General features: G+C 61.9%; 22 protein-coding genes and 1 riboswitch. Of the genes, 7 read left to right on the top strand and 15 right to left on the bottom strand.

Annotated elements, in window-relative coordinates; genetic code table 11:
- Nucleotides 1–8: 8 nt before the first annotated feature.
- From ACSBQS_RS17815 to nudF, 6 genes are all read right to left on the bottom strand, one after another.
- Nucleotides 9–905, bottom strand: coding sequence for a LysR substrate-binding domain-containing protein (locus tag ACSBQS_RS17815; protein WP_197749910.1), 897 nt, complete (start codon nt 903–905; stop codon nt 9–11).
- A gap of 82 nt (nt 906–987) precedes the next feature.
- Nucleotides 988–2883, bottom strand: coding sequence for a DNA topoisomerase IV subunit B (gene parE, locus ACSBQS_RS17810; protein ID WP_342164194.1), 1896 nt, complete (start codon nt 2881–2883; stop codon nt 988–990).
- 46 nt (nt 2884–2929) lie between these two features.
- Complete coding sequence (gene yqiA, locus ACSBQS_RS17805) at nt 2930–3514, bottom strand: esterase YqiA (protein ID WP_004937252.1); 585 nt, start codon at nt 3512–3514, stop codon at nt 2930–2932.
- Nucleotides 3514–4341, bottom strand: a complete 828-nt coding sequence (gene cpdA, locus ACSBQS_RS17800; RefSeq protein ID WP_004937250.1) for a 3',5'-cyclic-AMP phosphodiesterase — start codon at nt 4339–4341, stop codon at nt 3514–3516. Before cpdA ends, yqiA begins: the two co-directional genes overlap by 1 nt.
- Nucleotides 4342–4368: 27 nt before the next feature.
- The gene (locus ACSBQS_RS17795; protein WP_033651295.1) at nt 4369–4794 is read right to left on the bottom strand and encodes a DUF1249 family protein; all 426 of its coding nucleotides are present in this window, start codon (nt 4792–4794) and stop codon (nt 4369–4371) included.
- Nucleotides 4794–5426: an ADP-ribose diphosphatase gene (gene nudF, locus ACSBQS_RS17790; RefSeq protein ID WP_004937242.1), complete on the bottom strand. Its 633-nt coding sequence runs from the start codon at nt 5424–5426 to the stop codon at nt 4794–4796. Before nudF ends, ACSBQS_RS17795 begins: the two co-directional genes overlap by 1 nt.
- A 347-nt stretch (nt 5427–5773) precedes the next feature.
- Between nudF and hasF the strand changes: the two genes are divergently transcribed.
- Both hasF and dhaR read left to right on the top strand, forming a co-directional pair.
- Nucleotides 5774–7291 (top strand): multidrug efflux transporter outer membrane subunit HasF, encoded by a 1518-nt coding sequence (gene hasF / locus ACSBQS_RS17785; protein WP_046687823.1) that lies wholly within the window; start codon nt 5774–5776, stop codon nt 7289–7291.
- 150 nt (nt 7292–7441) lie between these two features.
- Nucleotides 7442–9391 (top strand): dihydroxyacetone kinase operon transcriptional regulator DhaR, encoded by a 1950-nt coding sequence (gene dhaR, locus ACSBQS_RS17780; protein WP_434991258.1) that lies wholly within the window; start codon nt 7442–7444, stop codon nt 9389–9391.
- Here the strand turns inward: dhaR and dhaM are convergent.
- From dhaM to ACSBQS_RS17760, 4 genes are read right to left on the bottom strand one after another with little or no spacing between them, the layout of a single operon-like run.
- Nucleotides 9388–10818, bottom strand: a complete 1431-nt coding sequence (gene dhaM, locus ACSBQS_RS17775) for a dihydroxyacetone kinase phosphoryl donor subunit DhaM (RefSeq protein ID WP_047026468.1) — start codon at nt 10816–10818, stop codon at nt 9388–9390. The genes dhaR and dhaM overlap by 4 nt on opposite strands.
- 11 nt (nt 10819–10829) lie before the next feature.
- Complete coding sequence (dhaL, locus tag ACSBQS_RS17770) at nt 10830–11462, bottom strand: dihydroxyacetone kinase subunit DhaL (RefSeq protein ID WP_047026469.1); 633 nt, start codon at nt 11460–11462, stop codon at nt 10830–10832.
- A gap of 9 nt (nt 11463–11471) precedes the next feature.
- On the bottom strand, nt 11472–12542 hold the full coding sequence (dhaK, locus tag ACSBQS_RS17765) for a dihydroxyacetone kinase subunit DhaK (protein WP_197666942.1): 1071 nt from the start codon (nt 12540–12542) through the stop codon (nt 11472–11474).
- 50 nt (nt 12543–12592) lie between these two features.
- Nucleotides 12593–13693 (bottom strand): glycerol dehydrogenase, encoded by a 1101-nt coding sequence (locus tag ACSBQS_RS17760; protein WP_187048406.1) that lies wholly within the window; start codon nt 13691–13693, stop codon nt 12593–12595.
- A gap of 353 nt (nt 13694–14046) precedes the next feature.
- On the opposite strand from ACSBQS_RS17760, the gene ACSBQS_RS17755 reads away from it, so the two are divergent.
- Nucleotides 14047–14715, top strand: coding sequence for a DUF1190 family protein (locus ACSBQS_RS17755; protein WP_033644601.1), 669 nt, complete (start codon nt 14047–14049; stop codon nt 14713–14715).
- 3 nt (nt 14716–14718) lie between these two features.
- Nucleotides 14719–15879 carry a glutathionylspermidine synthase family protein gene (locus ACSBQS_RS17750; protein ID WP_033644600.1) on the top strand — a complete coding sequence of 387 codons (1161 nt, stop codon included), beginning with the start codon at nt 14719–14721 and terminating at the stop codon, nt 15877–15879.
- A gap of 47 nt (nt 15880–15926) precedes the next feature.
- On the opposite strand, the gene ygiD is transcribed toward ACSBQS_RS17750, so the two are convergent.
- Complete coding sequence (ygiD, locus tag ACSBQS_RS17745) at nt 15927–16709, bottom strand: 4,5-DOPA dioxygenase extradiol (RefSeq protein WP_353440480.1); 783 nt, start codon at nt 16707–16709, stop codon at nt 15927–15929.
- A gap of 325 nt (nt 16710–17034) precedes the next feature.
- On the opposite strand from ygiD, the gene ACSBQS_RS17740 reads away from it, so the two are divergent.
- Nucleotides 17035–18567, top strand: a complete 1533-nt coding sequence (locus ACSBQS_RS17740; protein WP_342164182.1) for an alkaline phosphatase — start codon at nt 17035–17037, stop codon at nt 18565–18567.
- Between the two features lie 52 nt (nt 18568–18619).
- On the opposite strand, the gene ribB is transcribed toward ACSBQS_RS17740, so the two are convergent.
- The gene (gene ribB / locus ACSBQS_RS17735; protein ID WP_033636071.1) at nt 18620–19273 is read right to left on the bottom strand and encodes a 3,4-dihydroxy-2-butanone-4-phosphate synthase; all 654 of its coding nucleotides are present in this window, start codon (nt 19271–19273) and stop codon (nt 18620–18622) included.
- 109 nt (nt 19274–19382) lie between these two features.
- A riboswitch (FMN riboswitch) is annotated at nt 19383–19543 on the bottom strand.
- 147 nt (nt 19544–19690) lie between these two features.
- Here ribB and ubiK point away from each other — a divergent pair.
- Nucleotides 19691–19966 (top strand): ubiquinone biosynthesis accessory factor UbiK, encoded by a 276-nt coding sequence (gene ubiK / locus ACSBQS_RS17730; RefSeq protein ID WP_004937216.1) that lies wholly within the window; start codon nt 19691–19693, stop codon nt 19964–19966.
- 51 nt (nt 19967–20017) lie between these two features.
- Here the strand turns inward: ubiK and hldE are convergent, their stop codons facing one another.
- From hldE to ACSBQS_RS17715, 3 genes are all read right to left on the bottom strand, one after another.
- Nucleotides 20018–21448, bottom strand: coding sequence for a bifunctional D-glycero-beta-D-manno-heptose-7-phosphate kinase/D-glycero-beta-D-manno-heptose 1-phosphate adenylyltransferase HldE (gene hldE, locus ACSBQS_RS17725; protein WP_033644597.1), 1431 nt, complete (start codon nt 21446–21448; stop codon nt 20018–20020).
- A 77-nt stretch (nt 21449–21525) separates the two neighbouring features.
- On the bottom strand, nt 21526–24363 hold the full coding sequence (gene glnE / locus ACSBQS_RS17720; protein WP_197749912.1) for a bifunctional [glutamate--ammonia ligase]-adenylyl-L-tyrosine phosphorylase/[glutamate--ammonia-ligase] adenylyltransferase: 2838 nt from the start codon (nt 24361–24363) through the stop codon (nt 21526–21528).
- 45 nt (nt 24364–24408) lie between these two features.
- Complete coding sequence (locus ACSBQS_RS17715) at nt 24409–25716, bottom strand: inorganic triphosphatase (protein ID WP_197666945.1); 1308 nt, start codon at nt 25714–25716, stop codon at nt 24409–24411.
- 278 nt (nt 25717–25994) lie between these two features.
- Between ACSBQS_RS17715 and ACSBQS_RS17710 the strand changes: the two genes are divergently transcribed.
- Nucleotides 25995–26615 carry a TIGR04211 family SH3 domain-containing protein gene (locus ACSBQS_RS17710; protein WP_033644594.1) on the top strand — a complete coding sequence of 207 codons (621 nt, stop codon included), beginning with the start codon at nt 25995–25997 and terminating at the stop codon, nt 26613–26615.
- Nucleotides 26616–26702: the final 87 nt, after the last annotated feature.

Raw genomic sequence — 26702 nt, 5'->3', positions numbered from 1 at the left:
GCTCCGCCTTATAACGTCTGCGCGTCGATGTGCGCGCTGACGTAGTCAAGAAAACAGGTGATGCGCGCCGCCAATTGCGTATTGCGGTAATACACCGCATTAATCGGCTGGCGCACGTCCAGCGTCTCCTGCTCCAGCAACGTCACCAACTTGCCCGCTTCCCGATCGCGCCGGGTCATAAAGTCTGCCAGCTGTACGATCCCCTCGCCCCGCAGCGCCAATTGCCGCAGCGTTTCACCGCTGGACGCCGAGATCGTCGGCGTGATGGCGAAATGCGGCGCCTGGCGATAGCGCAACGGCCATTGGTTCAGCGATTCCGGTTGGGTAAAACCGAGCAGACAATGCCGGTGCAACGCCTCCACGCTCTGCGGCGTGCCGTGCTGCTGCAGATAAGCCGGGCTGGCGAGGATGCGCAACCGGCTGGCGCCCAGCGCGCGCGCATGAATGGTCGAATCGCGCAACACGCCGATGCGAATGGCGATATCCGTGCGTTTTTCCAGCAGATCGATGATCAGATTGTCGGTGTTCAGTTCGAGCGAAATTTGCGGATAACGTTCCCTGAACCCCGCCACCAGCGGCACGATGACGTGCTCCATAAAAGGCGCAGCCGCATTGATCCGCAGTCGCCCGGCCGGCATCTGCCGGCGCACCGCCATTTGTTCTTCGGCATTTTCCACCGAGTTGATGATCGTACGCGCATGGCTCAGGAAGCTTTGCCCCTCTTCGGTCAGCTCCAGGCGACGCGTAGTGCGGCGCATCAGGGTGGTATCGAGCTTATTCTCCAGGCGGCTGAGCGCGCGGCTGATGCCGGAAGTCGTCTGGCCGAGCTGATCGGCGGCGGCGGTGATGGAACCGCTGTCGACCACCGAAGTGAACGCCAGCAATTCTTCGAGCGTGATCTTCATGCATTCCGGCCCAGGTTATCGGGCGCCGCATGAACGCCCTGCGGGAAAGCCGGCCCGGCGTTTCACCGGGCCAGGGTCAGGCTCAGACCGCCAATTCGGCCATGTCGCCCTTGTCTTGCAGCCAGTTGCGGCGATCTTCCGAACGCTTCTTGGCCAACAGCATGTCCATCACCGCCAGCGTCTGATCGACATCATCTTCCGCGACCGTCAATTGCACCAGACGGCGGGTGTTCGGATCGAGGGTGGTTTCGCGCAGCTGCAGCGGGTTCATCTCGCCCAACCCTTTAAAGCGCTGGACGTTCGGCTTGCCTTTCTTGCGCTTCAGCTGTTCCAGCACGCCGGCTTTCTCTTCTTCATCCAGCGCGTAGAACACCTCTTTACCGAGATCGATGCGGTACAGCGGCGGCATGGCCACATAAACGTGCCCGCCTTTCACCAGCGAACGGAAGTGGCGCACGAACAGCGCGCACAGCAGCGTAGCGATGTGCAGGCCGTCGGAGTCCGCATCCGCCAGGATGCAGATTTTGCCGTAGCGCAACTGGCTGAGATCTTCGCTGTCCGGATCGATGCCGATCGCCACGGAAATGTCATGCACTTCCTGCGAGGCCAGCACTTCGTCCGAGGAGACTTCCCAGGTATTCAGGATCTTGCCCTTCAGCGGCATGATCGCCTGATATTCGCGATCGCGCGCCTGCTTGGCCGATCCGCCCGCCGAGTCCCCTTCCACCAGGAACAGTTCGGTCATGGCCAGATCCTGCGAGGTGCAGTCCGCCAGCTTGCCCGGCAGCGCCGGCCCGCTGGTCAGCTTCTTGCGCACCACTTTCTTGGCGGCACGCAGACGGCGTTGGGCGCTGGAAATCGCCAGCTCGGCCAGCTGTTCCGCCGCCTGAACGTTCTGGTTCAGCCACAGGCTGAAGGCATCTTTCACCACGCCGGAAACGAAGGCCGCGCACTGACGCGAAGAGAGACGCTCTTTGGTCTGCCCGGCGAACTGCGGATCCTGCATCTTCACCGACAGCACGTAAGCGCAGCGATCCCAAATATCCTCCGCCGACAGCTTCACGCCGCGCGGCAGGATGTTGCGGAATTCGCAGAACTCGCGCATCGCGTCCAGCAGCCCCTGACGCAGGCCGTTGACATGGGTGCCGCCCTGCATGGTCGGGATCAGGTTGACGTAGCTTTCGGTCAGCAGCTCGCCGCCTTCTGGCAGCCACAGCAGCGCCCAGTCCACCGCTTCGGTGTCACCGGCGAAATTGCCGACGAACGGCGCTTCCGGCAGGGTGATCAGGCCGTTAACCGCTTCCATCAGGTAGTCGGTCAGGCCGTCCTGGTAGCACCAGCGCTGCTCGGTGTTGTTCACCTTGTCGATGAAATAGATCTCGACGCCGGGGCACAGCACCGCTTTGGCTTTCAGCAGGTGAGTGAGGCGCGATACCGAGAAACGCGGGCTGTCGAAGAACTGTTCGTCCGGCCAGAAGTGCACGCTGGTGCCGGTGTTGCGTTTGCCGCAGGTGCCGGTCACCGTCAGATCTTGCACTTTGTCGCCGTTTTCGAAGGCGATGCCGTAAACGTTGCCGTCGCGGCGCACGTTGACTTCCACCCGCTTCGACAGGGCGTTGACCACCGAGATCCCAACGCCGTGCAGGCCGCCGGAGAACTGGTAGTTTTTATTCGAGAATTTACCGCCGGCGTGCAGCCGGCACAGGATCAACTCAACCGCCGGCACGCCCTCTTCCGGGTGGAGGTCCACCGGCATGCCGCGGCCGTCGTCGATCACTTCCAGCGACTGATCGGCGTGCAGGATCACGTCGATACGCTTGGCGTGTCCGGCCAACGCTTCGTCGACGCTGTTATCGATCACCTCTTGGCCGAGGTGGTTTGGGCGCGTCGTGTCGGTATACATGCCGGGACGACGGCGCACTGGTTCTAGACCGCTGAGTACTTCAATGGCATCAGCGTTATAGCTGGATTGAGTCATCGTTGATTATTTTTTCGTGGTTAAAGGGAGGTGCCGGAACGGTCCGTCAGACCGCGTTTAGCCCTAAAAAATCCACAATCTGGGGGAAGTAGTGCTCGAAACCGACGAAGGCGTGGTTTCCACCCGACTCCACCGTTTGCCGACACGCGGTGTAATACGCCACTGCCTGGCCGTAATCGAGAATTTCATCGCCCGTTTGCTGCAGCAGCCAGATTAAATCCGGCGACTCCAAAGGATCGATCTGCATCACTTTCAGATCGTAAACGTGACGAGACTCTAACACATATTGCTGGCCGGTGTAGGGGTTCTCGTTGGCGCCGAGATAGTCGACCAGCAGCTCAAACGGCTTGACCGCCGGGTTGACCACCACCGCCGGCAGCGAAAAACACTGCGACAGCCAGGTGGCGTAATAGCCGCCCAGCGAGGACCCCACCAATCCGAGCGTTTGTCCGGCGCGTTCCAGCACCAGATTTTCCAGCATCTCGGCGGCCTCCGCCGGAAAGGCCGGCAGCTGCGGCACCAGCATCTCGATAGCGGGATGGTGTTCGGCCAGCCAGGCCTTGAAGGCCACCGCCTTGGCCGACTGCGGCGAGCTGTTGAAACCGTGCAGGTAGAGCAGTGTCGAAGGCATCAGTATCCATCCGAGTCCATATCGGGGCGGAAATCGTCGTTTTCCAGCCGGAACACCTGCGTCTCGACGCGGCCGTCCGGCAACAGATCGAGGTAACGCCAGCCGGGAGAGACGTCGTCGATGGTAAAGTTCGTGCAGTGCGGCTTGAATTGCACGCAGGTGGACGGCGTCGCCAACAGGCGCCGGCCCTGCCATTCCAGATCCAGATCCTGGTGAATATGACCGCACACCACGGTATTCACCTTCGGGTAGCGCAACAGGATCGCGCCCAGCATATGCGGGTTGCGCAGGCTGTGCTGATCGAGCCAGGTGCAGCCGGAAGGCAGCGGATGGTGGTGCAGCAGCAACAGCGTGTAACGCTCGGGGTGCGCCTGCAGGCAGCGTTCCATCCACTCGAGCTGATATTCGCTCAGCTCGCCGTGCGGTACGCCGAACACCTGGCTGTCCAACATCAGCACCTGCCAGTTATCGCCCAGCAGCACCTGCTTGGAAGGGGCGATGCCGGCGGCGGCCAACGCGTCGACCATCGCCGGTTGGAAATCGTGGTTGCCCGGCAACCACACGCACGGGGCCGGCAGTTGCGCAATGCCGGCGGCGAAGTGGCGGTACGCCTCCTGCGAATGATCCTGCGCCAAATCTCCCGTGGCGACGATCAAATCGACATCGCGGCGCTGCGCCTGAATGGCGTCCAGCACCGCGTGATAGCTGCGATAGGTATTGATGCCGAGCAACGTCTCGTGTTCGCCGGCAAAAAGGTGGGTATCTGTTATTTGTAGAATCCTGACCGCGGCCCCACTCGCCACGGGCAGTTTAAACAGGCTTTCCAAATGGTGTCCTTTGTTATTTCAGTCTGTCTAACAAACCGGAACCGCCATCGCTCCATGCGCCAAACAGTAGCGCAGCCAATCAGCAAGAAACTGGTTAATTTGATGCTTTTCGTCGCGTTGATGCAACTTTTTATTAGGATAATCATAACGCGCTTTAAAGCGGTAGATCTGCTGACTGGAACACACTTCCGCAACCATGGCGTCATGGTATAACCGCACCGTCATCGCGGGCAGGCTCCAGTAGCTGACCGCCGGAAAGATCTGCTCGATCTCCACCAGCGACGTGTAACGCGTGGACTCAACGATGGTCAAACGATAGCTAGCGCCGTTCACCTGATAAGTCACCGTTTCGCCCGCTTCGTCGTTGCGCGGCAGCAAGCGGCGCAATTGCGCGAAGTTGGTTTCGCACAATCTCATCATTTCGGGGAAATCAGGGGTATAGCGCTGTTTCATTAGTTGGCCCACTCTTTTCTCAACGATTCATGGTGCAACGCCAGCCATTGCAATGCAATCACTGATGCGGCGTTATCGATCGCGCCCTCTTCCACCCAGCGGTAAGCCTGCTCGCGGCTGACCACATGGACGCGAATATCTTCATGCTCTTCCGCCAGGCCGTGGATGCCTTCAGCGGTGCCGGCGTCCACCTCGCCGACCATGATCGACAAGCGTTCGCTGGTGCCGCCTGGGCTGGCCAGATAGCTCAGCACCGGCTTGCAGCGCCCGACCACCACGCCGGCTTCTTCCTGCGCTTCGCGGCGGCACACGTCTTCGACGCTTTCGCCGGTTTCGATCATACCCGCCACCATTTCCAGCAGCCAGGGCGAATTACTGGTATCGACCGCGGCGATGCGCAGTTGTTCAATCAGCACCACTTCATCGCGCACCGGGTCGTAGGGCAGCAGCACCGCCGCATGGCCGCGTTCGAAAATTTCACGCGTGATTTCAGGACTCATTTCGCCATTGAACAAGCGATGGCGAAACCGGTATAAATTGAGTGAAAAAAAACCACGGTACAGCGTCTCGCGTGCAATAATTTCTACATCTTTTTTATCGAAGGTGACGGGTGACGGCTGCGAACGGTTCATGCGCGAATTCTCCTGCGTGAGTATGCCGATAAAATAAACGGTTTTGATGACAGAAACAGCGGGTCTCACCGCCGCCGCTTTATGTTAGGCTGTTTTTCGCCGCCGGACGCGGCGCGTTTGTGCGCTCGCAGGTAATAGCGGGAAACAATCCTGATTGTCAGCCATAATATCAGCTGCAGTCGGCCCGGGCAGTACGCCAAGGTAAATGGGCGGTCTGAAAGGTAAAAGTTACGTGAGATGGCACATTCAGCCACCTGATGCGTACCGCAGACTCTGCTAGAATCGGCAACTATTTCGTCTATCGTCAGCGCTAACATAGCAATATTGCTGCACAACAAGGAATGCAAATGAAGAAACTGCTCCCCCTTCTTATCGGACTGAGCCTGGGCGGCTTCAGTGCAATGAGCCAGGCAGAGAACCTGCTGCAGGTCTACAAACAGGCCAGGGAAAGTAACCCGGATCTGCGCAAAAGTGCTGCTGACCGCGACGCCGCATTCGAAAAGATCAATGAAGCGCGCAGCCCGCTGCTGCCGCAGCTCGGTTTAACCGCAGGTTACGATTACACCAACGGTTATCGTGACAGCAATGGCGTTAACAGCAACGTCACCAGCGGTTCGCTGGCATTGACGCAGACCCTCTTCGACATGTCGAAATGGCGCCAGCTGACGCTGCAGGAAAAGAGCGCCGGCATCTCCGACGTCACCTTCCAGACCGCAGAGCAGTCGCTGATTCTCAACACCGCCACCGCCTACTTTAACGTGCTGAAGGCGATCGACACGCTGTCGTACACCCAGGCGCAGAAAGACGCGGTGTACCGCACGCTGGATCAAACCACCCAACGCTTCAACGTGGGCCTGGTGGCGATCACCGACGTGCAGAACGCCCGCTCGAACTATGACACCGTGCTGGCGGCCGAAGTCTCCGCCCGCAACGATCTGGATAACGCGCTGGAAACGCTGCGCCAGGTGACCGGGGCCTTCTACCCGGAGCTGGCCTCGCTGAACACCGATCGCTTCAGCACCCAGCGCCCGGAAGCGGTGAACAACCTGCTGAAAGAAGCGGAAGCGCGCAACCTGAGCCTGCTGTCCGCCCGCCTGAGCCAAGATCTGGCGCGCGAACAGATCCGCGCCGCACAGACCGGCTATATGCCGACGATTGACGTCAGCGCGTCAACCGGCATCAGCAATACCAAATACAACGGCTCAAACACCGGCGGCGCGAATGCCGCACGCTACAGCGACTCCGATGCGGGCCAAAATAAAGTGGGCATCAGCTTCAACCTGCCGCTGTACAGCGGCGGCGCGACCAACTCGCAGGTTAAACAAGCGCAGTACGGCTTCGTCGGCGCCAGCGAGCAGCTGGAAAGCGCTCACCGCAGCGTGGTGCAGACCGTGCGTTCATCGTTCAACAACGTTAACGCTTCGATCAGCAGCATCAACGCCTACAAACAGGCGGTGATCTCCGCACAGAGCTCCCTGGACGCGATGGAAGCCGGTTATCAGGTCGGTACCCGCACCATCGTCGATGTGCTGGACGCCACCACCACGCTGTATAACGCCAAACGTCAGCTGTCCGATGCGCGTTATACCTATTTGATCAACCAGCTGAACATCAAGTCGGCGCTCGGCACGCTGAACCAGAACGATCTGCTGCTGCTGAACGGCGCGTTGGGCAAGCCGGTATCGACCGCGCCTGACGCCGTCGCACCGCAAAACCGCGCGCAGGACGCCTATGCGGACGGTTATCAGGACAATGCGCCGATGCAACAGACTGCGGCGCCGGCACCGGCGGCCACTCGCGCATCCGCGCCGGCCGTTACCACCAGCCAACCGGCTCGCCACAGCGGCAACCCATTCCGCAACTGATGTCCGCACGCTGATAAACACGGGGTCCGGCCTGCGCCGCGCCCCGTTTTTTTTGTCCCGATTTTCCCCGCTTCTGCCCGCCGCCTCACAGCCGCCGCTGCGCCAGGTGATATCATCGTCACTCTCGTTTTCGCAGTTGGATGAGGTTCGATGGACAACGATTCACGTTGGCAGCAACTGATTAACGACGGCGAACTGCCGCCGCCGCTGCGCCCGACGCCGGCGGTGTACGCCTCCTGGCTGCGTTGCCGCAGCCTGATGCAGCCCGATGTCTGGCAAACGCCGCACCGTGCGCAGGGCGCCACCTTCGAATCGATTTGCCGCCGCAAGAACGATCTGCTGACGCTCGGCCAGGCGGCGCTGGAAGACGCCTGTGAATACATGGAGCCGCGGCGTTGCCTGCTGATGATCCTCGACGAGAGCGGCTGCATGCTGTGGCGCTGCGGTGACGCCCAAACCTGGGAACATCTGCAGCAACTGGGATTCGCCCCCGGCGCTTACTGGGCCGAAGGACAGATAGGCACCAATGCCCCGGCGCTGGCGGCGGCGGAAGGCCACCCGGTGCGGGTGAGCGGTGAAGAACACGTGCGCCGAGCGCTGCACGGCTGGTCGTTCTGCGCCACACCGGTCTACGACAACAGCGGCCGCCAGCGCGGCTCGATCGCGCTGGGCTGTCTGCTGGCCGACTGCGCCGCCGGCGATCTGTCGCTGACGCTGGCCATCGCCCGCGAAATCGGCAACTCGCTGAACGCCGACGGCCTGCTGGCGGAATCCAACCGCCATCTGAATCAGCTTTACGGCCTGCTGGACGGCGTGGACGACGGCGTCATGGCCTGGGATCACCGCGGCTACCTGCAATACATCAACCAGCGCGCCGCCGGCCTGCTGAAGCTGGACGAACAGCAGAGCCAGGGCAAACCGTTGGCGCAGCTGTTGACGCTGCCCGCGCTGCTCAAACGCGCCATCGCCGATCGCCAACCGCTGCAACACGTCGAAGTCACCTTCGAAAGCCAGCGGCAGTTTATCGCCGCCTTGCTGACGCTCAAGCCGATTTTCGACGGCGATCGCTGCAGTTTCATCGCCCTGCTGCACCCGCTCGAACGGCTGCGCCAGTATGTCAGCAGCCAGCTGGGGCGCGTCAGCCACAGCTTCGAACAGATGCCTTCCGCCTCGCTGGAAATGCGGCGACTGATCCGTTACGGGCAGCAGGCGGCCAAAGGCCAGCATCCGATCCTGTTGCGCGGAGAAGAAGGCGTTGGCAAAGAGCTGCTCAGCCAGGCTATCCACAACGCCGGCGAGCGCGCCGCCGGGCCGTATATCGCCCTCAACTGCCAACTGCTGCCGCAGGCGCAGGGGCTGCGTGAGCTGCTGGGCAGCGACGCCAGCGAAGAAGAGGCGGGCCAGCTCAGTAAATTCGAATTGGCTAACGGCGGCACGCTGTACCTGGAACAGATCGAATACCTGCCGGCGGAGATGCAGTCGGCGCTGCTGCAGGTGCTGAAAACCGGCGTGGTGATCCGCCTCAATTCCAGCCGGGTGATCCCGGTCGATGTGCGGGTGATCGCCGGCAGCGCCGCCGATCTGCCGCTGCTGGTGCAGCAAAACCGCTTCCGCCGCCAGCTGTTTTACAGCCTGCAGGCGTTCGAGATCCAAATCCCGCCGCTGCGTCAGCGGCTGAGCGATATTCCGCTGCTGGTCAAACATCATCTGCGCACGCTGGAGCAACATTTTCAGTGTCGCTTCCAGGTGGATGACGAGGTGATGGCTCAGCTGGCGCTCTATCTGTGGCCGGGCAACGATTTGGAACTGAAAGGGGTGGTGGAGCGCGCGGCGATGATTTGCCACGGCCACCACATCCAGCTGGCGGACCTGCCGGCGCACCTGCTTGGCCAACCGTCGCTGCTGGAAAGCGATCCGCAGCCCGGCGCGCCGCTGTTGACGCTGACGGACATGGAGCGCCAGGCGATCCTGCGGGCGGCGACCGTCAGCCGCGGCCAACTGACGGAAATGGCGCAGTTGCTGGGCATCGGCCGCACCACGCTGTGGCGGAAGATCAAACAGCACGGGATCGACATCCGCCAGTTCAAGCTGCGCGCCTAGTGACTGAGCTGCAACACCCCGCGCGCGGCGTCCAGCATCGCCTTCTGGCCGCTGCGGGTTTTGCTCAGGCAATCCTGCATGCCGACCACCATCGGAATGCCCATCGCCTTCGCCAGAATGGCGCTGTGCGAGAGGGCATTGCCGCCGCTCAGGCAGATGCCGAGCACCAGACGGCGATCCAGCATCACTACCTCTGAGGGCATCAGCTCATCCATCACCAGTATTGACGGCTCTGCGAGCGCAATGGTCGGCAGCGGCTGCCCCTGCAGGTGGCACAGCGTGCGGCGCAGCATGTCGCGCACGTCCAGTTCGCGCGCCCGCATGTAGTCGTCATCCAACTCGCGGTACTCTTCGGCGATCGCCTCCAGCACCTGCCGCCAGGCCTGCTCGGCGCTGCACAACTGCTGCGCAATGCGGGTGTAAGCCGCCTGCTGCAGATCCGGATCGTCCAGCAGCATGCTGTGGGCGCCGAAGATAGCCGCCTGCGGCTTGCCGATCAGCGTGCCGGTGCGCTCCGCCAGCCGGTTGAGATCGCTCAACGTGTGCTGCAGCGCCTCCCGCAGGCGTTGCTGTTCGCCCAACACCTCGTCCGCGCCGATCCGACGCTCGGCGGCTGACGGCCAGACACTGCGGGCCTGGAACACCGGCCCGCTGGTGACGCTTTCCGCCACCGGAATGCCGTGCAGCGAGGGCTGCTGCCGCTCGGAGACCGTCTCGCCAAAATGCTGCTCCGCCAGCGATTTGAACGCCGCCAGCGCCTCGTCCGCCTGCGCGCCGTCGGCGATCAAACGGATGGTGTCGCCGTGGCGCACCTGCAGCAGCGCCAGCTGATTGAGGCTGCGCGGATCGACGCACTGCCCCTGTTTTTCCAGCACCAGCTCGGCCTTGAACGGCGCCAGCGCTTCGACCAGCCGCGCCGCCGGGCGCGCGTGCAGTCCGTGCGGGTTCTGCACCGTCCAGGTTGCGCTTTTGCCCTGCGCCAGCGGCAAGGCCGCGCGCTTCGCCGTAGGTGAAGCCTCGCCCAGCTGCGCCTGCTTGGCCTGCAGCGCCCCCTGCGCCTCCGCCACCACCTGCTCCAGCGAAGCGCCGGAGTTGGCGGCCACCACCGCCGCCAGCGTGCCTTCGATCAGCGGCGCGGCGCACAGCCGCACCTTGGCGGCCAACTCCGGATCCAGCAGATCGAGCGCGGTTTCGGCACTGAGCAGCGCGCTGCCCAGATCCATCAGCACCAGAATGCCATCGCCGTCGGCGACCGCTTCGATCGCCTCCATGACGTTGACCGCGTCGGTACCGATCGGGTGCTCCTCGTCATCCACGCCCGCCGCCAGCGCCAACTTGCAGCCGTCGCCGCGCATCATCTGCCGCGCCAGTTGCTCAACGCCGCGCGCCAGCAACGCGCTGTGCGACACCACCACGATATTAATCATCTCGCCTCCTGCTAACTGCCGGCGACCTCGGCCAGCGTTTTCATCATCAGCATCACCGAAGTGGCGCCGGGATCCTGGTGGCCGATGCTGCGCTCGCCCAGGTAACTGGCCCGCCCCTTGCGCGCCTGCATGGTGATGGTGCTCTCCACCGCCCGCTCGGCGCTGTCGGCGGCGCGCTGCAGCGCATCCGCCACGCTCAGGTTCTGCTGCGCGGACTGGCCGAGGCTTTCCACCACCGGCCACCAGGCATCGCACATGGTCTTGTCGCCCGGCTCCGCCTTGCCGCGCATCACCACGCCTTCCACCCCTTCCTGCATCATTTGATGCAGCTCCGCCAGATCCAGGCTTTGCTTGGCGTTCGCCGCCTGCGCCGCGCGGATGAAGAAGGTGCCGAACAGCGGACCGCTGGCGCCGCCTACGCTCGACAGCAGCGTCATGCCGGTGTTTTTCAGGATAAAGCCGATATCCTTGTCCGCCACCGACGGCAGCTTTTCCACCACCTTATTGAAACCGCGATTCATGTTCAGGCCGTGGTCGGCATCGCCGATCTCGGTGTCCAGTTGGGTAAGAAAATCGCGCTCCCGGCTGAACACTTCGCCGCAACGCATCAGCCAATCGACGACCTGTGGTTTGGTCAACGCCATAATTCCTCCTCAGCAACCCCAACGCAGCGCAGGCGTTTTCACCGGCGCATCCCACAAGGACAACAGTTCGTCGTCCACGTTCAACAACGTGATGGACACGCCCTGCATATCGAGCGAAGTGCAATACGCGCCCACCAGGTTGCGTTCGATGATGATGCCCGCCTCGGCGCAGCGCTCCGCCAGCCGATGGTACACGCCGTACAGCTCGGACAGCGGCGTGGCGCCCAGGTTGTTGACCAACGCGATCACCCGATCGCCGCGCGTCAGCGGCTGCTTGGTCTGCATCTCGTCGCGCCACTCACCCTGTTGGCGATCCCAGACGCGGATCGTGCGCTGATAGTGGCCGTGGTCGATCAGCGTATGGAACATGTCATCCACCGCCGCGTTGAGCGTGCTGAACGGACGGCGCGCAATGCCCGGCTCGCCGTGAATGCCGACGCCGAACTCCATCTCGTTCTCCGCCAGGGTGAACGACGGTTTGCCGGCGGCGGGGACGGTACAGGCGCCCAGCGCGATACCGATCGAATGCCCGTGGTTGTTGATGCGATGCCCCAGCGTCACCACGCTGTCCAGATCGTCGCCGCGCGCCGCGGCGGCGCCCAGCAATTTCTCCATCAGCACGGTGTTGGCCACCCCGCGCCGCCCGGCGGTAAACAGGCTGTCCTTGACCGCCACGTCGTCATCCACCAGCACCGTCGCCACCGCGACGCCGCTGTCGTGCAGCAGCTCGGTGGCGGTTTCGAAGTTGAGCACGTCGCCGGTGTAGTTCTTGATCAGCAGCAGTACCCCGGCGCCGCCGTCGATCGCCTGACCGCACTCGTACATTTTATCCGGCGTCGGCGAGGTGAAAATCTCGCCCGGACAGGCGCCGTCGAGCATCCCTTCACCGACGAAACCGCAGTGCATCGGCTCGTGGCCGCTGCCGCCGCCGGACAGAATTGCCACTTTGCCCGCTACCGGCGCGTCGGCGCGGGTGACGAACGCCGGATCAGCATGCACCAGCAACTCGGGATGAGCCTCCGCCAGCCCCTGCAACTGCTCTTCCAACACCGACTCGACCTGATTAATCAGTTTTTTCACGATGGTTTCCTCTGTAAGCCAGGGGCGCGGCGCACCGCGCCCCAACGGTATCAATGACGCAGCAGCCAGGCGGCGCCGAGCCGATCCGCCGTCAGGATCGCCGCCTGCACGCCGGCAGGGGTGACCTTGAACGGCATGTTGTGAATGGTTTCGCCGGCGGCGCAGCTGGCCTCGGCCACCGCCATCGCCTTCGTCGCCGCGTCGCCGGTAACGCCCATCTGCGCCAGCGTGATCGGCAAGCCGATGCCATGACAAAACGCCAGCACGGTTTCAATCTGCGCCATCGGGCTGTTCTGCAGCACCAGCTGCGCCAGGGTGCCGAACGCCACTTTTTCGCCGTGATACAGGTGGTGACACTCCTCCAGCACGGTGAAACCGTTGTGAATGGCGTGCGCCGCCGCCAGCCCGCTGCTCTCGAAGCCGATGCCGCTCAGATACGTATTGGCCTCAATGATGCGTTCCACCGCTTCCGTCACCACGCCGGCCTCGACCGCCAGCTTGGCCTTCACCCCTTCGGCCAGCAGCGTGTCGTAGCACAGCCGCGCCAGACTGAGCGCCGCCAGCGTCGATTTGCCGCCGGCCATGCTGGTGGCCTGAGCGTCGAAGCAGGCCTGCGCTTCGAAATAGGTGGAGAGCGCGTCGCCCATGCCGGCTACCAGCAGGCGCACCGGCGCTTTGGCGATGATGGCGCTGTCCATCACTACCATGTCCGGGTTGCGCGGGTAGATCAGGTATTCGGCGAATTCGCCCTGTTCGGTGTAGATAACCGACAGCGCGCTGGTCGGCGCATCGGTGGAGGCGATGGTGGGAATGAGCACCACCGGCAGCCGTTGGTAGTGGGCGACGGCCTTGGCGGTGTCGAGCGTCTTGCCGCCGCCGACGCCGATCACCCCGCGGCAACCGTGGGTCTGCAGCTCGCGGCCAAGCCGGTCTATCTCTTTACGGCAGCACTCGCCGTTGAAGCGGGCCGCATGATGTTTCACGCCGTGCTGCTGCAGGCTGCCCATCAGGGTGTCTCCCGCCAACTGCATCACGAAGTCGTCGGCGATCACGAAATAATGGTCGGCGAGGGATTTGGCGTATTCGCCGACGGCGGCCAGCGCATTGGCGCCCTGAATGTATTTGCCTGGTGACTGGATGACTCTCAACATAACCGGATCCTTGTAGGGAGTTGGCGATGGTAACGTTCAGATATCAGGTGATGACGCGCCGACTTCGCCGCCGGCTTGTTGTTGTGCTTCGACTATGAGCGCCTGCCGCCCGCCTGGCGAGCCACGCGATTTTTGTTCCATTATGGAACATCATCATAGCGATAACGTTTCATGATGAAACGCCAATGCGCGTTTTTTCGCCGCGAAAGCGAACTGGCGCACACCCCAACGTATAACTGCGTAAAGAGTGGATTCTGCGGGCGTTTCAGCTTTAATTTTGACCATGTTTCCCCTATCCTTAGCGCCACTACTGGGAAAGGGCGAAAACAGCCCGCATGATGGGATTGATAACGATGAAACGGACAAAAAACATCAACCAAGAGACGTTCCGCAAATCCTGGCGCAGCTACCGTGTCGCGCCCGTGGCCTTGGCGATCAGCGCCGTCTTTATGCTGGCCGGCTGCGAGAAGAGCGATGAAACGGTCTCCCTGTATCAGAATGCCGATGACTGTTCGCGCGCCAACCCTTCGATGAGCGAGCAGTGCACTACCGCCTACAACAACGCCCTGAAAGAAGCGGCGAAAACCGCGCCGAAATACGCCACCCGCGAAGACTGCGTCGCCGAGTTCGGCGAAGCGCAGTGCACCCAGGCGCCGGCTCCGGCGCAGGCCGGCATGGCGGCGGAATCGCAAAGCAGCGGCAGCTTCTGGATGCCGCTGATGGCGGGCTACATGATGGGCCGCCTGATGGGCGGTTCCGGCTTCGCGCAGCAGCCGCTGTTCACCTCCAAGAACGCCGCCAGCCCGGCGAACGGCAAGTTTGTCGACGCCAGCGGCAAGAGCTACGGCCCGGCCACCGCCGGCGGCCGCACCATGACGGTGCCGAAAACCGCCATGGCGCCGAAGCCTGCGGTCACCAACACCGTGACCCGCGGCGGTTTCGGCGAGACCGTGGCCAAGCAGACCAGCATGCAGCGCAGCAGCGCCACCTCCAACTCCGGCTCTCGCAGCATGGGCGGTTGATGCATGAAACGTATTGCCATTACCGAGCGCCCGGACTGGCGCGAAAAAGCGACCGAGTTCGGCTTCCGTTTCCACACCATGTACGGCGAGCCGTACTGGTGTGAAGACGCCTATTATCAGTTCACGCTGGCGCAGATTGAAGAGATCGAAAACGCCACCGCCGAGCTGCATCAGATGTGCCTGCAGGTGGTGGAGAAAGTGGTCGCCAGCGACGAGCTGATGGCCAAGTTCTGCATCCCGAAACACACCTGGGAATTCGTGCGCAGCTCCTGGCGCACCAACCAGCCGTCGCTGTATTCGCGTCTCGATCTGGCCTACGACGGAGTCAATCCGCCGAAGCTGCTGGAGAACAACGCCGATACGCCCACCTCACTGTATGAAGCGGCCTTCTTCCAATGGCTGTGGCTGGAAGACCAGATCAACGCCGGCAAGCTGGATCCGGAATCGGATCAGTACAACAGCCTGCAGGAGAAACTGATCGAGCGTTTCGCCGAGCTGAAAGCGCATCACGGCTTCGGCCTGTTGCACCTGGCCTGCTGCCAGGACAGCGAAGAAGATCGCGGCACGGTGCAATACCTGCAGGACTGCGCGCAGGAAGCCGGTCTGCCGACCGAGTTCCTGTTCATGGAAGAGATCGGCCTCGGCGAGAAAGGCCAGTTCACCGATCTGCAGGATCAAGTGATCGGCAACCTGTTCAAGCTCTATCCGTGGGAATTCATGCTGCGCGAGATGTTCTCCACCAAGCTGGAAGACGCCGGCGTGCGCTGGCTGGAGCCGGCCTGGAAAAGCATCATCTCCAACAAGGCGCTGCTGCCGCTGCTGTGGGAAATGTTCCCGAATCACCCTAACCTGCTGCCGGCTTATTTCGCGCAAGACGATCATCCGCCGATGGATCATTACGTCACCAAACCGCTGTTCTCACGCGAAGGCGCCAATATCCAGATCGTCGAAAACGGTCAGGAAGTGGCGCGCGTCGATGGGCCGTACGGTGAAGAAGGCATGATCGTGCAGCAGTTCCATCCGCTGCCGAAGTTCGAAGACAGCTACACGCTGATCGGCAGCTGGCTGGTGAACGATCAACCCTGCGGCATCGGCCTGCGCGAAGATCGCGAACTGATCACGCAGGATCTGTCGCGCTTCTATCCGCACACCATCCTCGGCTGATCGCCCCGCTGAAGGCAAAAACGCCAGTCTCTGACTGGCGTTTTTCTTTAGCCCACCTGCACCGACAGCATGCTCAGCGCTGCCATTTCGATACCGTCGATCGGCACGCTGATGGCCTCTTTTCCATCCCAGCCGCCGAGCACATACAGCAATGGCAGATAGTGTTCCGGCGTCGGGTTCGACAGCGCTGCGCCCTCATGGCGCATGAAATCCACCAGCGGGTGGTTATCGCCCCGATAACGCAGGTTATCCCGGACAAAGTTATTGAAAGACTCCGCCCACGGATAGGCGCTGGTATCGCCCTGCCATTTCACCATGCGCAGGTTGTGCACCACGTTGCCGCTGGCGACGATCATCACGCCCTCATCCCTCAGCGCCGCGAGTTTGCGGCCCAGCTCATAGTGGTAAGCCGCCGGCTGAGTGCCGTCGACGCTGAGCTGCACCACCGGGATATCGGCATTGGGATACATCTTGATCAATACGCCCCAGGTGCCGTGATCCAACCCCCACTCGCCGAGATCCGCCGTTACCGGCACCGGCGCCAGAATGTGCTGCAGCTGCGCGGCCAGCGCGGGGGAACCCGGCGCAGGATAGCGGGTATCAAACAGCGCCTGCGGGAACCCGCCGAAGTCGTGAATGGTTTTGGGTTTTTCCATCGCGGTGACCGCAGTGCCGCGGGTATACCAATGCGCAGAAACCGCCACGATCGCCTTCGGACGCGGCAATGACTCACCCAACGCACGCCATGCCTGGGTGTAGCGGTTGTCTTCCAGCACGTTCATCGGGCTACCGTGGCCAAGAAACAGTGCCGGCATACGAGAGGTGTTCATAGAGCGATCCTTAGTTCAAATTGTGCTATGGCGTTACATTACGCGCTTTGCCGCAGCAACACAGCCGGATAACCGTGATGAAGATATTCAATAAATTTGAATTAAAAATCGCAAAAATGCACTGGCAAACAAAAAGTTAAAAAATGCATGATTTTCAAATGATTAATAAAAATCATGAATACCATGGCATTACTGCCACACAGATCTAAATTGTGAACAATTTATGTATTTTTTGTTAACACAATCGATACACTCCTCCTTCCGTCGACAGGGTGTTGGCAGCCCGTCGGCGCTACGGGAATCACGTCTCACCAAGGAGGAATTCATGTTCAGACTCACACTGGCAACCCGCCTGGCGCTTTCCATGTCCTTGTTAGCCACCGGGGCGGCAGCCGCCAAAGCGACGGACAACGCGCCGCTGACGCAGCGCGAAGACCCTTACTTCCTTCAGGCGCAAGCTCAGCTGCAACAGCGACTGAAACAGACCCCAAACACCAACCGCGCTAAAAACGTCATTCTGGTGGTCGGTGACGGCATGGGGTTTTCCACCGTGACCGCCGCCCGTATTTTTGAAGGACAGCAGCGCGGCGTAGACGGCGAATCCAACGTGCTGGCCTGGGAGGCCTTCCCCTATCTGGCGGCGGCCAAAACCTACTCCGCCGACGCCCAAATCACCGACTCTGCGCCCAGCGCGGTGGCGATGACCACCGGCGTCAAAACCATCAACGATCTGATGGGCCTCAACCATACGGCCGCCCTCAACAACTGCAAGGATCAGCAAACCAAGGCCGTCACCACGCTGTGGGAGATGGCCGCAACGCTCGGCATGTCCACCGGCGCCGTGACGACCGCGACCATTACCCACGCCACGCCGGGCGCCACCTATGCCCATATCGCCAACCGCGACTGGGAGTCTGACGCCAAAATGCCGGCGGATGCCCTGGCCGCAGGCTGCCGCGACATCGCGCGCCAGCTGGTGGAAATGAAATACGGCAACGGCCTGAACGTGGCGATGGGTGGCGGGCGCGCCAACTTCCTGCCCGACAGCGTGAGCGATCCTGAATATCCCGGCAAGAAAGGCGCCAGAAAGGACGGCCGTGACCTGACGCAGGCCTGGCTGCAACGCTACGGCGAGCGCGGACAATACGTCTGGAATCAGGCCCAGTTCGACAAAATCGAACCGGGCAACGTCGACCATTTGCTGGCCCTGTTCGAGCCGTCGCACATGAACTTCGAGCACGACCGGCGGCAAGACGCAGCGGGAGAGCCTTCGCTGGCGGAAATGACCGGCAAGGCCATCGATATTCTGGCCAGGAATCCCGAAGGCTATCTGCTGCTGGTGGAAGGCGGGCGCGTCGATCACGGCAGCCATAACGGCAACGCCTACCGCACGCTGAGCGACGCGGTCGCCCTGAACGAGGCGGTGAAAACCATTGTCGGCAAGGTCAACCTGGACGAAACGCTGGTGATCGTGACCGGCGATCACAGCCACACGCTGACCATCGCCGGCTATGCCAAGCGCGGCAATCCTATCCTCGGCATTTCCGTCGGCGTCGACGGTAAACCTCGGCTGGGCAGCGACGGCAAGCCCTACACCACCGTCGGTTTCGCCAACGGCCCCGGCGGCGCGATCCCGCTGACCGAGCGCCCGGCATTGACCATGGAGCAAACCACCGCGCCCGACTTTATTCAGCCGGCGCTGGTGCCGCTGAAAAGCGAGACGCACGGCGGGGAAGATCTCGGCATCTACGCCATCGGCCCCTGGGCACATCTGTTCCAGGGTACGGTTGAGGAGAACTACACCTTCCACGTGATGAATTACGCCAGCCGCATCAGCGAACGCCTGTCAGAACGGTAGATACAAAAAAGCCGCATTACGCGGCTTTTTTATCGTTGAAAGCGGCCGGCTATCAGCTGGCTTTTTTCTCGTGCGCCTGGCGGTAGGCCACCAGATCTTCGATGGTCAGCACCACCATGTCGTGCTGTTTGGCGAAGGCGATCACTTCCGGCGCATGCGCCATGCTGCCATCGTCGTTGGTCAGTTCACACAGCACGCCGGCAGGTTTGAAACCGGCCATGGAGACCAGATCGATGGTCGCTTCGGTGTGGCCGCGACGGCTCAGCACGCCGCCCGGCTGCGCGCGCAGCGGGAACACGTGGCCCGGACGGTTCAGGTCGCTCGGCTTGGCGCTGTCTGCCACCGCCGCACGGATGGTGGTCAGGCGATCGGAAGCGGAAACCCCGGTGGTCACGCCCTGCGCCGCTTCGATGGTCACGGTGAAGGCGGTCTGGAACTGGCTGGAGTTGTTGGTCACCATCATCGGCAGCTCAAGCTGCTGACGACGTTCTTCGGTGATGCACAGGCACACGATGCCGCTACCGTGGCGAATGGTCAGCGCCATCTGCTCAACGGTCATGGTTTCCGCGGCGAAGATCATGTCACCTTCGTTTTCACGGTTTTCATCATCGAGCACCATCACGCCGCGCCCGTTGCGCAGTGCGTCGATCGCGCGTTCAACGCGTTCTGTCGGCGTGCCGAAGTCTGAAAGTAGCGTCTGATTCATGGTAAAAAACCTCATTAAAAATTATGGATTACCAGAACCAGGGCGATCTTGAGGAGTAGCTAGCAATAGCTAAAAAAATAACGCAAGCGGGCGCATGCCCGGCAGATACCGTTACTCTCTCCCATCCGGACTATAACCGTCGGCCCCGGAATTACACCGGATCTGCTGACCTCTAACCGGCCTTTACAGGCTGGCTGAGCGCTCGCGGGCTTTCACCGTAGAAGGTGATTTACCGCCGGTGGGGACTTTCACCCCGCCCTGAGAATAAGCAAGATGACTATAACGCTAATGGATAGACAGGGCAATTGGCAAAAGCACAATTCGGCCACGCGCGGCGAATGCGCTTAATGGTGTTTATCCGGCGGGCAACTCGCATTACACTAAGCGGCAGCTATTAAACTCTGAAAGGGATACGCCATGATTGACCCGAAAAAAATCGAACAAATCGCACGCCAGGTTCATGAGTCCATGCCTAAAGGCGTTCGTGAATTCGGGGAAGACGTTGAGAAAAAAATCCGTCAGGTGCTGCAGTCGCAGTTGACCCGCCTGGATTTGGTTAACCGCGAAGAGTTCGACGTGCAGACTCAGGTGCTGTTGCGCACCCGCGAAAAGCTGGCGCTGTTGGAACAGCGCATGGCCGAGCTGGAAAGCAAGCTGAGCGCGGCGCCGGCCGCCAAACAGGAAGACGAATAATTCCCGCCAAGGGCGCGCACCGCGCGCCCTTGTTCTTTACGTCGCCCGGCGTTAGCCGCGCCCGTCTTTGATCGCTTTGATGATGTTGGTGGTCGACAGGCCGTCTTCAAAGTTCAGCACTTTGACATCGCCGCCGTTGGCCCACACTTCCGCACTGCCGGCAATCTCTTCCGGCTTGTAATCGCCGCCTTTGACCAGCAGATCCGGCAAGATGTCGGCGATCAAGCGCTGCGGCGTGTCCTCCTCGAACGGCACCACCCAATCCACCGCTTCCAGCGCGCCCAGCACAATCATGCGGTTCTCCAGCGCGTTGACCGGGCGTTTTTCCCCTTTCAGGCGTTTGGTCGACGCATCGCTGTTCACCGCCACGATCAGGCGATCGCCCAGCTTGCGAGCATTGGCCAGATAAGAGACGTGGCCGGCATGCAGAATGTCGAAGATGCCGTTGGTCATCACCACTTTTTCGCCGCGCTGACGCGCCTGCGCGACGGCCTGTTTCAGCTGCGCTTCGGTCATCACGCCAAAACCGGTCTCGGCGCGGCCGCGCACCGCGTTCTCCAGTTCGATCGGCGACACGGTGGAGGTACCGAGCTTGCCCACCACCACGCCGGCGGCGGCATTGGCCAGGAAACAGGACTCTTCCAGCGAGTTGCCGGCGGCCAGCGAGGCGGCCAGCACGCCGATCACGGTGTCGCCGGCGCCGGTCACATCGAACACTTCCTGCGCCTGGGTCGGCAAGTGCAGCGGCTCAACGCCCGGCTGCAGCAGCGTCATGCCGTGTTCGGAACGGGTAACCAGCAGCGCCGACAGCTCGAAATCCGCCACCAGCTTCATGCCGCGTTCCACCAGTTCCGCTTCATCCTTACAGTGGCCCACCACCGCTTCGAACTCGGACAGGTTCGGCGTCAGCAGCGTCGCGCCGCGATAGCGCTCGAAATCGGATCCTTTCGGATCGATCAGCACCGGCACCTTGGCGGCGCGCGCCAGTTGGATCATGCCCTGCACCTGGCTGAGCGCGCCCTTGGCGTAATCGGACAGCACCAGCGCGCCGATCTGCGGCAGCGCCTGCTGAATGCGCTCCAGCATCGGCTGCGGATCAACGTTGGAGAAGCCTTCTTCGAAGTCGAGACGGATCAGTTGCTGGTTGCGCGACAGCACGCGCAGCTTGGTAATGGTCGGATGGGTCGGCACCGAGACGAAGTCGCAGCGCACGTTGACTTCATTCAGCTTGGCGCTCAGCGCCCGCGCCGCATCGTCGATGCCGGTCAGGCCCACCAGACGGGAAGTGGCGCCCAGCGAAGCGATGTTCATCGCCACGTTAGCCGCGCCGCCGGGACGCTCTTCGATGGTATCGACCTTGACCACCGGCACCGGGGCTTCCGGTGAAATGCGGCTGGTCGGCCCATACCAATAGCGATCCAACATGACGTCACCGACCACCAGCACACCGGCGCGGCGAAAATCAGGCAGCGTAACTTTCATCCGATAACTCCAAAAAAGAACAAAATTTTAGTGGCGCAGATATTACCACAGACCGCCGGAATACCCGCAAAAAGGTATTAATCCAGCCATTTGGCCCAGCTGGCGCGCACCTGCTCGCGCTCGGCGGCAAACAGCTCGCTGCCGACCTTGCCGGAATGTTCCTGCAGCGCCAGGTGGTGGATCTCGTCGCGCATGGTGACATAGGCCTGGGTCAGCGCGCGCGCCTCCTCTTCCGGCATGATGTCATAATTGGCCATCAGCTCGAAGATGCGCACGTTGTCCGACCAACGCGTCAGGCGCGGTTCACCCGGCGCATAGCGTAAGACCAGATATTGGGCGATAAATTCGATGTCGGTAATGCCGCCCTCATCGGCCTTGATATCAAACAGATCGCGCTGCTTGTTGCCGAGATGGTTGCGCATCTTTTCGCGCATCTCGCGCACTTCGCGCTTCAGGGTCTGCGCATCGCGCGTTTTGCACAGGATCTCGCGCCGGATCGCGTCGAACTGCTGATGCAGCGCCGGATCGCCGTGCACGATGCGCGCGCGCACCAGGGCCTGATGCTCCCAGGTCCAGGCTTCGTTTTGCTGGTAGTCGGCGAACGCCTCGACGGTGCTGACCAGCATCCCCGCGGCGCCGGAAGGCCGCAGGCGCGCGTCCACCTCATACAGAATGCCCGAGGACGTGCGGGTGCTGAACAGATGCATCACTCGCTGCGCCAGCCGCAGGTAGAACTGGCGGCCGTCGATGCAGCGATCGCCGTCGGTCATCACCTCCGGCGGGCAATCCAGCAGGAACACCAGATCGAGATCGGAACTGTAACCCAGCTCCCAGCCGCCCAGCTTGCCGTAGCCGATCACCGCAAAGCCGCGCCCTTCGCGCTCCTGCAGATGGGTGGGCTGGCCGTAGCGCGCCACCATATCGCTCCAGGCCTGCTGCACCACCGCGTCGATGATCGCCTCCGCCAGATAAGTCAGGTGATCGCTCACTTTCATCACCGGCAGCGCGCCGGCGATATCCGCAGCCGCGATGCGCAGCTGCTGCGCCTGTTTGAACTGGCGTAGCGCCTCCAGCTTTTGCTCTTCGTCGTCTTCCGGCACCCGCAGCAGATACTGCCGCAGCTCGCTGCGGTAAGCGTCCAGCGCCACCGGCTGATACAGCGTGGCCGGATCCAGCAGCTCGTCCAGCAGCAGCGGGTAACGCGACAGCTGGTTGGCGACCATCGGCGACGCGGCGCACAGGCGGATCAGATGGCTGAGCGCCGCATGGTACTCCACCAGCAGTTCGAGATAGGTAGTGCGGGTGACGATGCTCAGCAGCAGCTGCGCCAGCCGCACCAGCGCGGTCGGCGCGTCTTGCCGCGGGCATACCTCCGCCAGCAGGCGCGGCATCAGCTGATCGAGCACGTCGCGGCCGCGCGGGCCGATGGTGCGCTTGTCGACGTCGTGACGAAAATCGGCGATGGTGCGCAGCATCTGTCGACGCGCCTCTTCGTCCAGGTGCGGCGTCAGCGGCGCCAGCTCGTTCTCCTCCAGTGCGTCTTGCCACAGGCTGTGATAGTGCTGGTAATCGGGATCTTCGCCGACATCCGGGCTATCGTCGCCGATCAGGTCGTCGAACACCGCGCGCACCGCCTGCATGTGCACGTCCAGCGCCGCCATCAGCGCCAGCCAATCCGCCAACCCCATGCCGTAGGCCAACCGCGCCTGATCGAGCGCCTCCTGCGGCAGCGTCTGGGTTTGCTGATCGCCGATCGCCTGCAGCAGGTTCTCCAGCCGCCGCAGGAACAGGTAGGCGGCGCTCAACGCCCGCACCTGCTCGCTTTCCAGCAGCCCCAGCTCGCCCACCGCCTGCAGCGTCGGCAGCAGCGAACGCCCCTGCAGCGCCGGTTCACGGCCGCCGCGGATCAGCTGGAATACCTGAGTGATGAATTCGATTTCGCGAATGCCGCCGGCGCCCAGCTTGATGTTGTCCTTCAGACCGCGCCGCCGCACTTCACGGGCGATCATGCCCTTCATGTTGCGCAAAGATTGGATGACACTGAAATCGATGTAGCGGCGGAACACGAACGGCCGCAGCGTTTTGCGCAGCTCCTGGCTGTAGGCGTCTTCCGCCCCGCCCATCAGGCGCGCCTTTACCATCGCATAGCGCTCCCAGTCGCGCCCCTGTTCCTGGTAGTAATCCTCCAGCGCCGCAAAGCTCATCACCAACGGGCCGCTGTCGCCGAACGGCCGCAGCCGCATGTCGACGCGATAGACGAAGCCATCGATGGTCTGTTGATCCAACGCCTTGATCAGCCGCTGGCCGAGGCGGGTGAAGAACTGGGCGTTATCCAGCTCGCGCCGCCCGCCCTGGGTTTGACCATTTTCCGGGTAAGCGAAGATCAGATCGATGTCCGACGAGAAGTTCAGTTCGCCGCCGCCCAGCTTACCCATGCCGAGGACCAGCAGCGGCTGCGGTTCGCCGGCGGCGTTGCACGGCGTGCCCCATTCGCGGCAACAGGTTTGGTACAGCCAGTCGCGCGCGCTGACGATCAGCGTCTCCGCCAGCCCGCTCAGCTGCAGCAACGTTTCTTCGGTCGAACACAGCCCCTGCGCCTGCGCCCAGGCGATGCGCACCAGCGTTTCGCGGCGAAACAGACGCAGCGTGCGCATCAGTTGCGCTTCGTCGCGCACCTCTTCCAGCTCGTCCTGCAACCAGGCGGCGTAGTGTTGCCACTCGCCGGGCGCCGGCGGCTGTTCGCGCAGCGTCGCCAGCCAGGCCGGCTGGGCGAGCAGCGCGTCGCTGACGAAGTCGCTCGACGCCAGCACCCACTGCTCTTGCTCGCTAAAGGCGCAGTCCGCGCCGTGAACTTCCTGAAAACGCTGCACAACCTGCTGTGCCTGAGCCTGTAACGCGGCTGAAAGTGGCGACATAGTGTATGACCCGTTCTGCGGCCCGCGGCTGGCGGGCCGGCTGGATTAACGAAGCGCGCCGTTTAACCAGAATGGCGCATGCGATAAGGCCTGTTTGCGGCTGGCTTCATACCAGCCCTGGCGGCGCTCGCTCAGCGCCGCCCGCAGCTCGCGCCAGGCGTCGATATAAGGCCCGGTCTGCTCGTCGGGGTAAGCGCCCGACAGCAGGACCAGCGCCGAAATCTGACGCGTCAGGCGCGGCAATTGTTCCTGATATTCATCTTCGTTCAGCGTACGGCTGAAGGCTTCTTTCAGCTCCGCGCCGCTGCGCCCCAGCATGATGTCGCTGAAGCGTTTGAAAGAACCGTCCAGTTTGGCCTGCCCTTTGGCGTCGATAAACGGCCGCCAGGCGCCGCGCACCAGCCATGATGTGAGCGCCAACTTACATTGCAGATAGGCCGCGCTGTAGCACAGGTTCTCCGGTTGCGCGGCTTTGTCCGCCAACAGCGGTTCGAGCTCGGTCAGGCGGGCGCGCAGATCGGCGCTGGCCTTGCGCGGCACCAGGCCGCCGAAGATCACCAGCGCCTGGCGGATAGTGCCGACCGCTTCGAGGACCGCCCCGCGCGCCTGAGCATCGCCGCGCAGCCACAGCTCCTCATGGTACTGCCAATGGTTGAGCGCCAGTTCGAAGGCGGCGATCATCCCCTGCTCCACGGTCGCCTTCGCCGCCGGTTTCAGCACCCGCAGCGGGCGCACCTCGCGCGGCGGATTGCCCTGCGCCAGGTGGTAGCCGCGCGCCGCCTTGCTCAGGCTGCCCTGACGCAGCCCGCCATGGGCCGCCAGCTCGCCGGCCAATGCCAGCAGATCGGCGGTGTTGCCTTTCAGCAGCTCCAGTTCGATCTCGCTGAGGGCTTCGCTGAGGTCACCGGCGCGCACCTCTCCCTGATCCAAGCCAATCTCGATCTCGCTTTGGCCGTAAGTGACCACCCACTTTTCACGCGCAAAGTCGGTACGGAACAGCGGCTGCAACGCCTGCTGCAGCGCCGCGATATCACAATCCTGTGGCCAGATGTCGGCAGGAAACTGCGCCAGCGCCAGCTGCGGCTCGGCGATAGCGACGTTGTATTCCGGACGTTGATGCAGGCCGGCCACCACTTTACCGGCGGTTTTGATGGTCATCTCATAACGATCGTCGAAACCGCGAATGCGCAGCCCCATGTCGTGATTGCGCAGGAAGTTATCGGCCGTTTCGAAGTAAATGTTGGTCAGTTTTTGCGGCGCGGAATGCTGATGCGGCCAGGCGGCAAGCCATTGCGGCAGAGCGGCCACCGCTTGCGGCGCGGCGATGAATTTCAGTTCAATTTCAACGGTCATAATTCTTTAACACCAATAAGTTATGCATTCACGTCTGTTTCAGCGCGGCGCGTTCGGCCCGCCGCATACTGCCCAATGACGCACAGTTGCCGTTATCTTACCGCGATTCCCGGCGCCTTAACCCTGCTAACTGTAGAAAAAACCTGTTACGTTATAAAACGCCGCGCAACTCACAGAATCAGCCACAGTAAGATAGTTCTCATTCCGGTTTTGGCGTTGCGTCGTCAGACTGAACGCTCTACTATCGTTCCATAAATTCACCAAGAAACGATGAACTAATGCAGAAATTACGCCTGATTTGCCTTGCCGCGCTGAGCTTCAGCATCACTTGGGGCGCACATGCCGAAGATAAACGCTATATCTCCGATGAGTTAAGCACTTACGTCCATAGCGGCCCAGGTAATCAGTACCGTATTGTCGGCACTCTTAACGCCGGTGAAGAAGTCACCCTGCTGAGCGTCAACGACAGCACCAACTACGGCCAGATCCGCGATCCGAAAGGCCGCACCACCTGGATCCCACTCGATCAGCTCAGCCAGACGCCGAGCCTGCGCACCCGCGTGCCCGAGCTGGAACAGCAGGTGAAAACCCTGACCGACAAGCTGGCCAACATCGATAACACCTGGAACCAGCGCACGGCGGAAATGCAGGAAAAAGTCGCGGGCAGCGACAGCACCATCAGCAGCCTGCAGAAGGAAAACCAGGATCTGAAAAACCAGCTGGTGGTCGCGCAGAAGAAGGTTAACGCCGTTAACCTGCAGCTCGACGACAAACAGCGCACCATTATTCTGCAGTGGTTCATGTACGGCGGCGGCGTCGCCGGCGTCGGCTTGCTGCTGGGCCTGCTGTTGCCGCACCTGATCCCGCGCCGCAAGAACAACAATCGCTGGATGAACTGATCTCAGTATCGTTCAGTTTGAGTATGGGCGCCTGCGGGCGCCCTTTTCATTGGCGCCGACATCCCGCGGCCAATTCATGTAATCTGA

Source organism: Serratia sp. H402Y (assembly GCF_051172415.1).
Taxonomy (GTDB): Bacteria; Pseudomonadota; Gammaproteobacteria; order Enterobacterales; family Enterobacteriaceae; genus Serratia; species Serratia ureilytica.
This window is presented reverse-complemented; position numbering and strand designations above follow the sequence as displayed.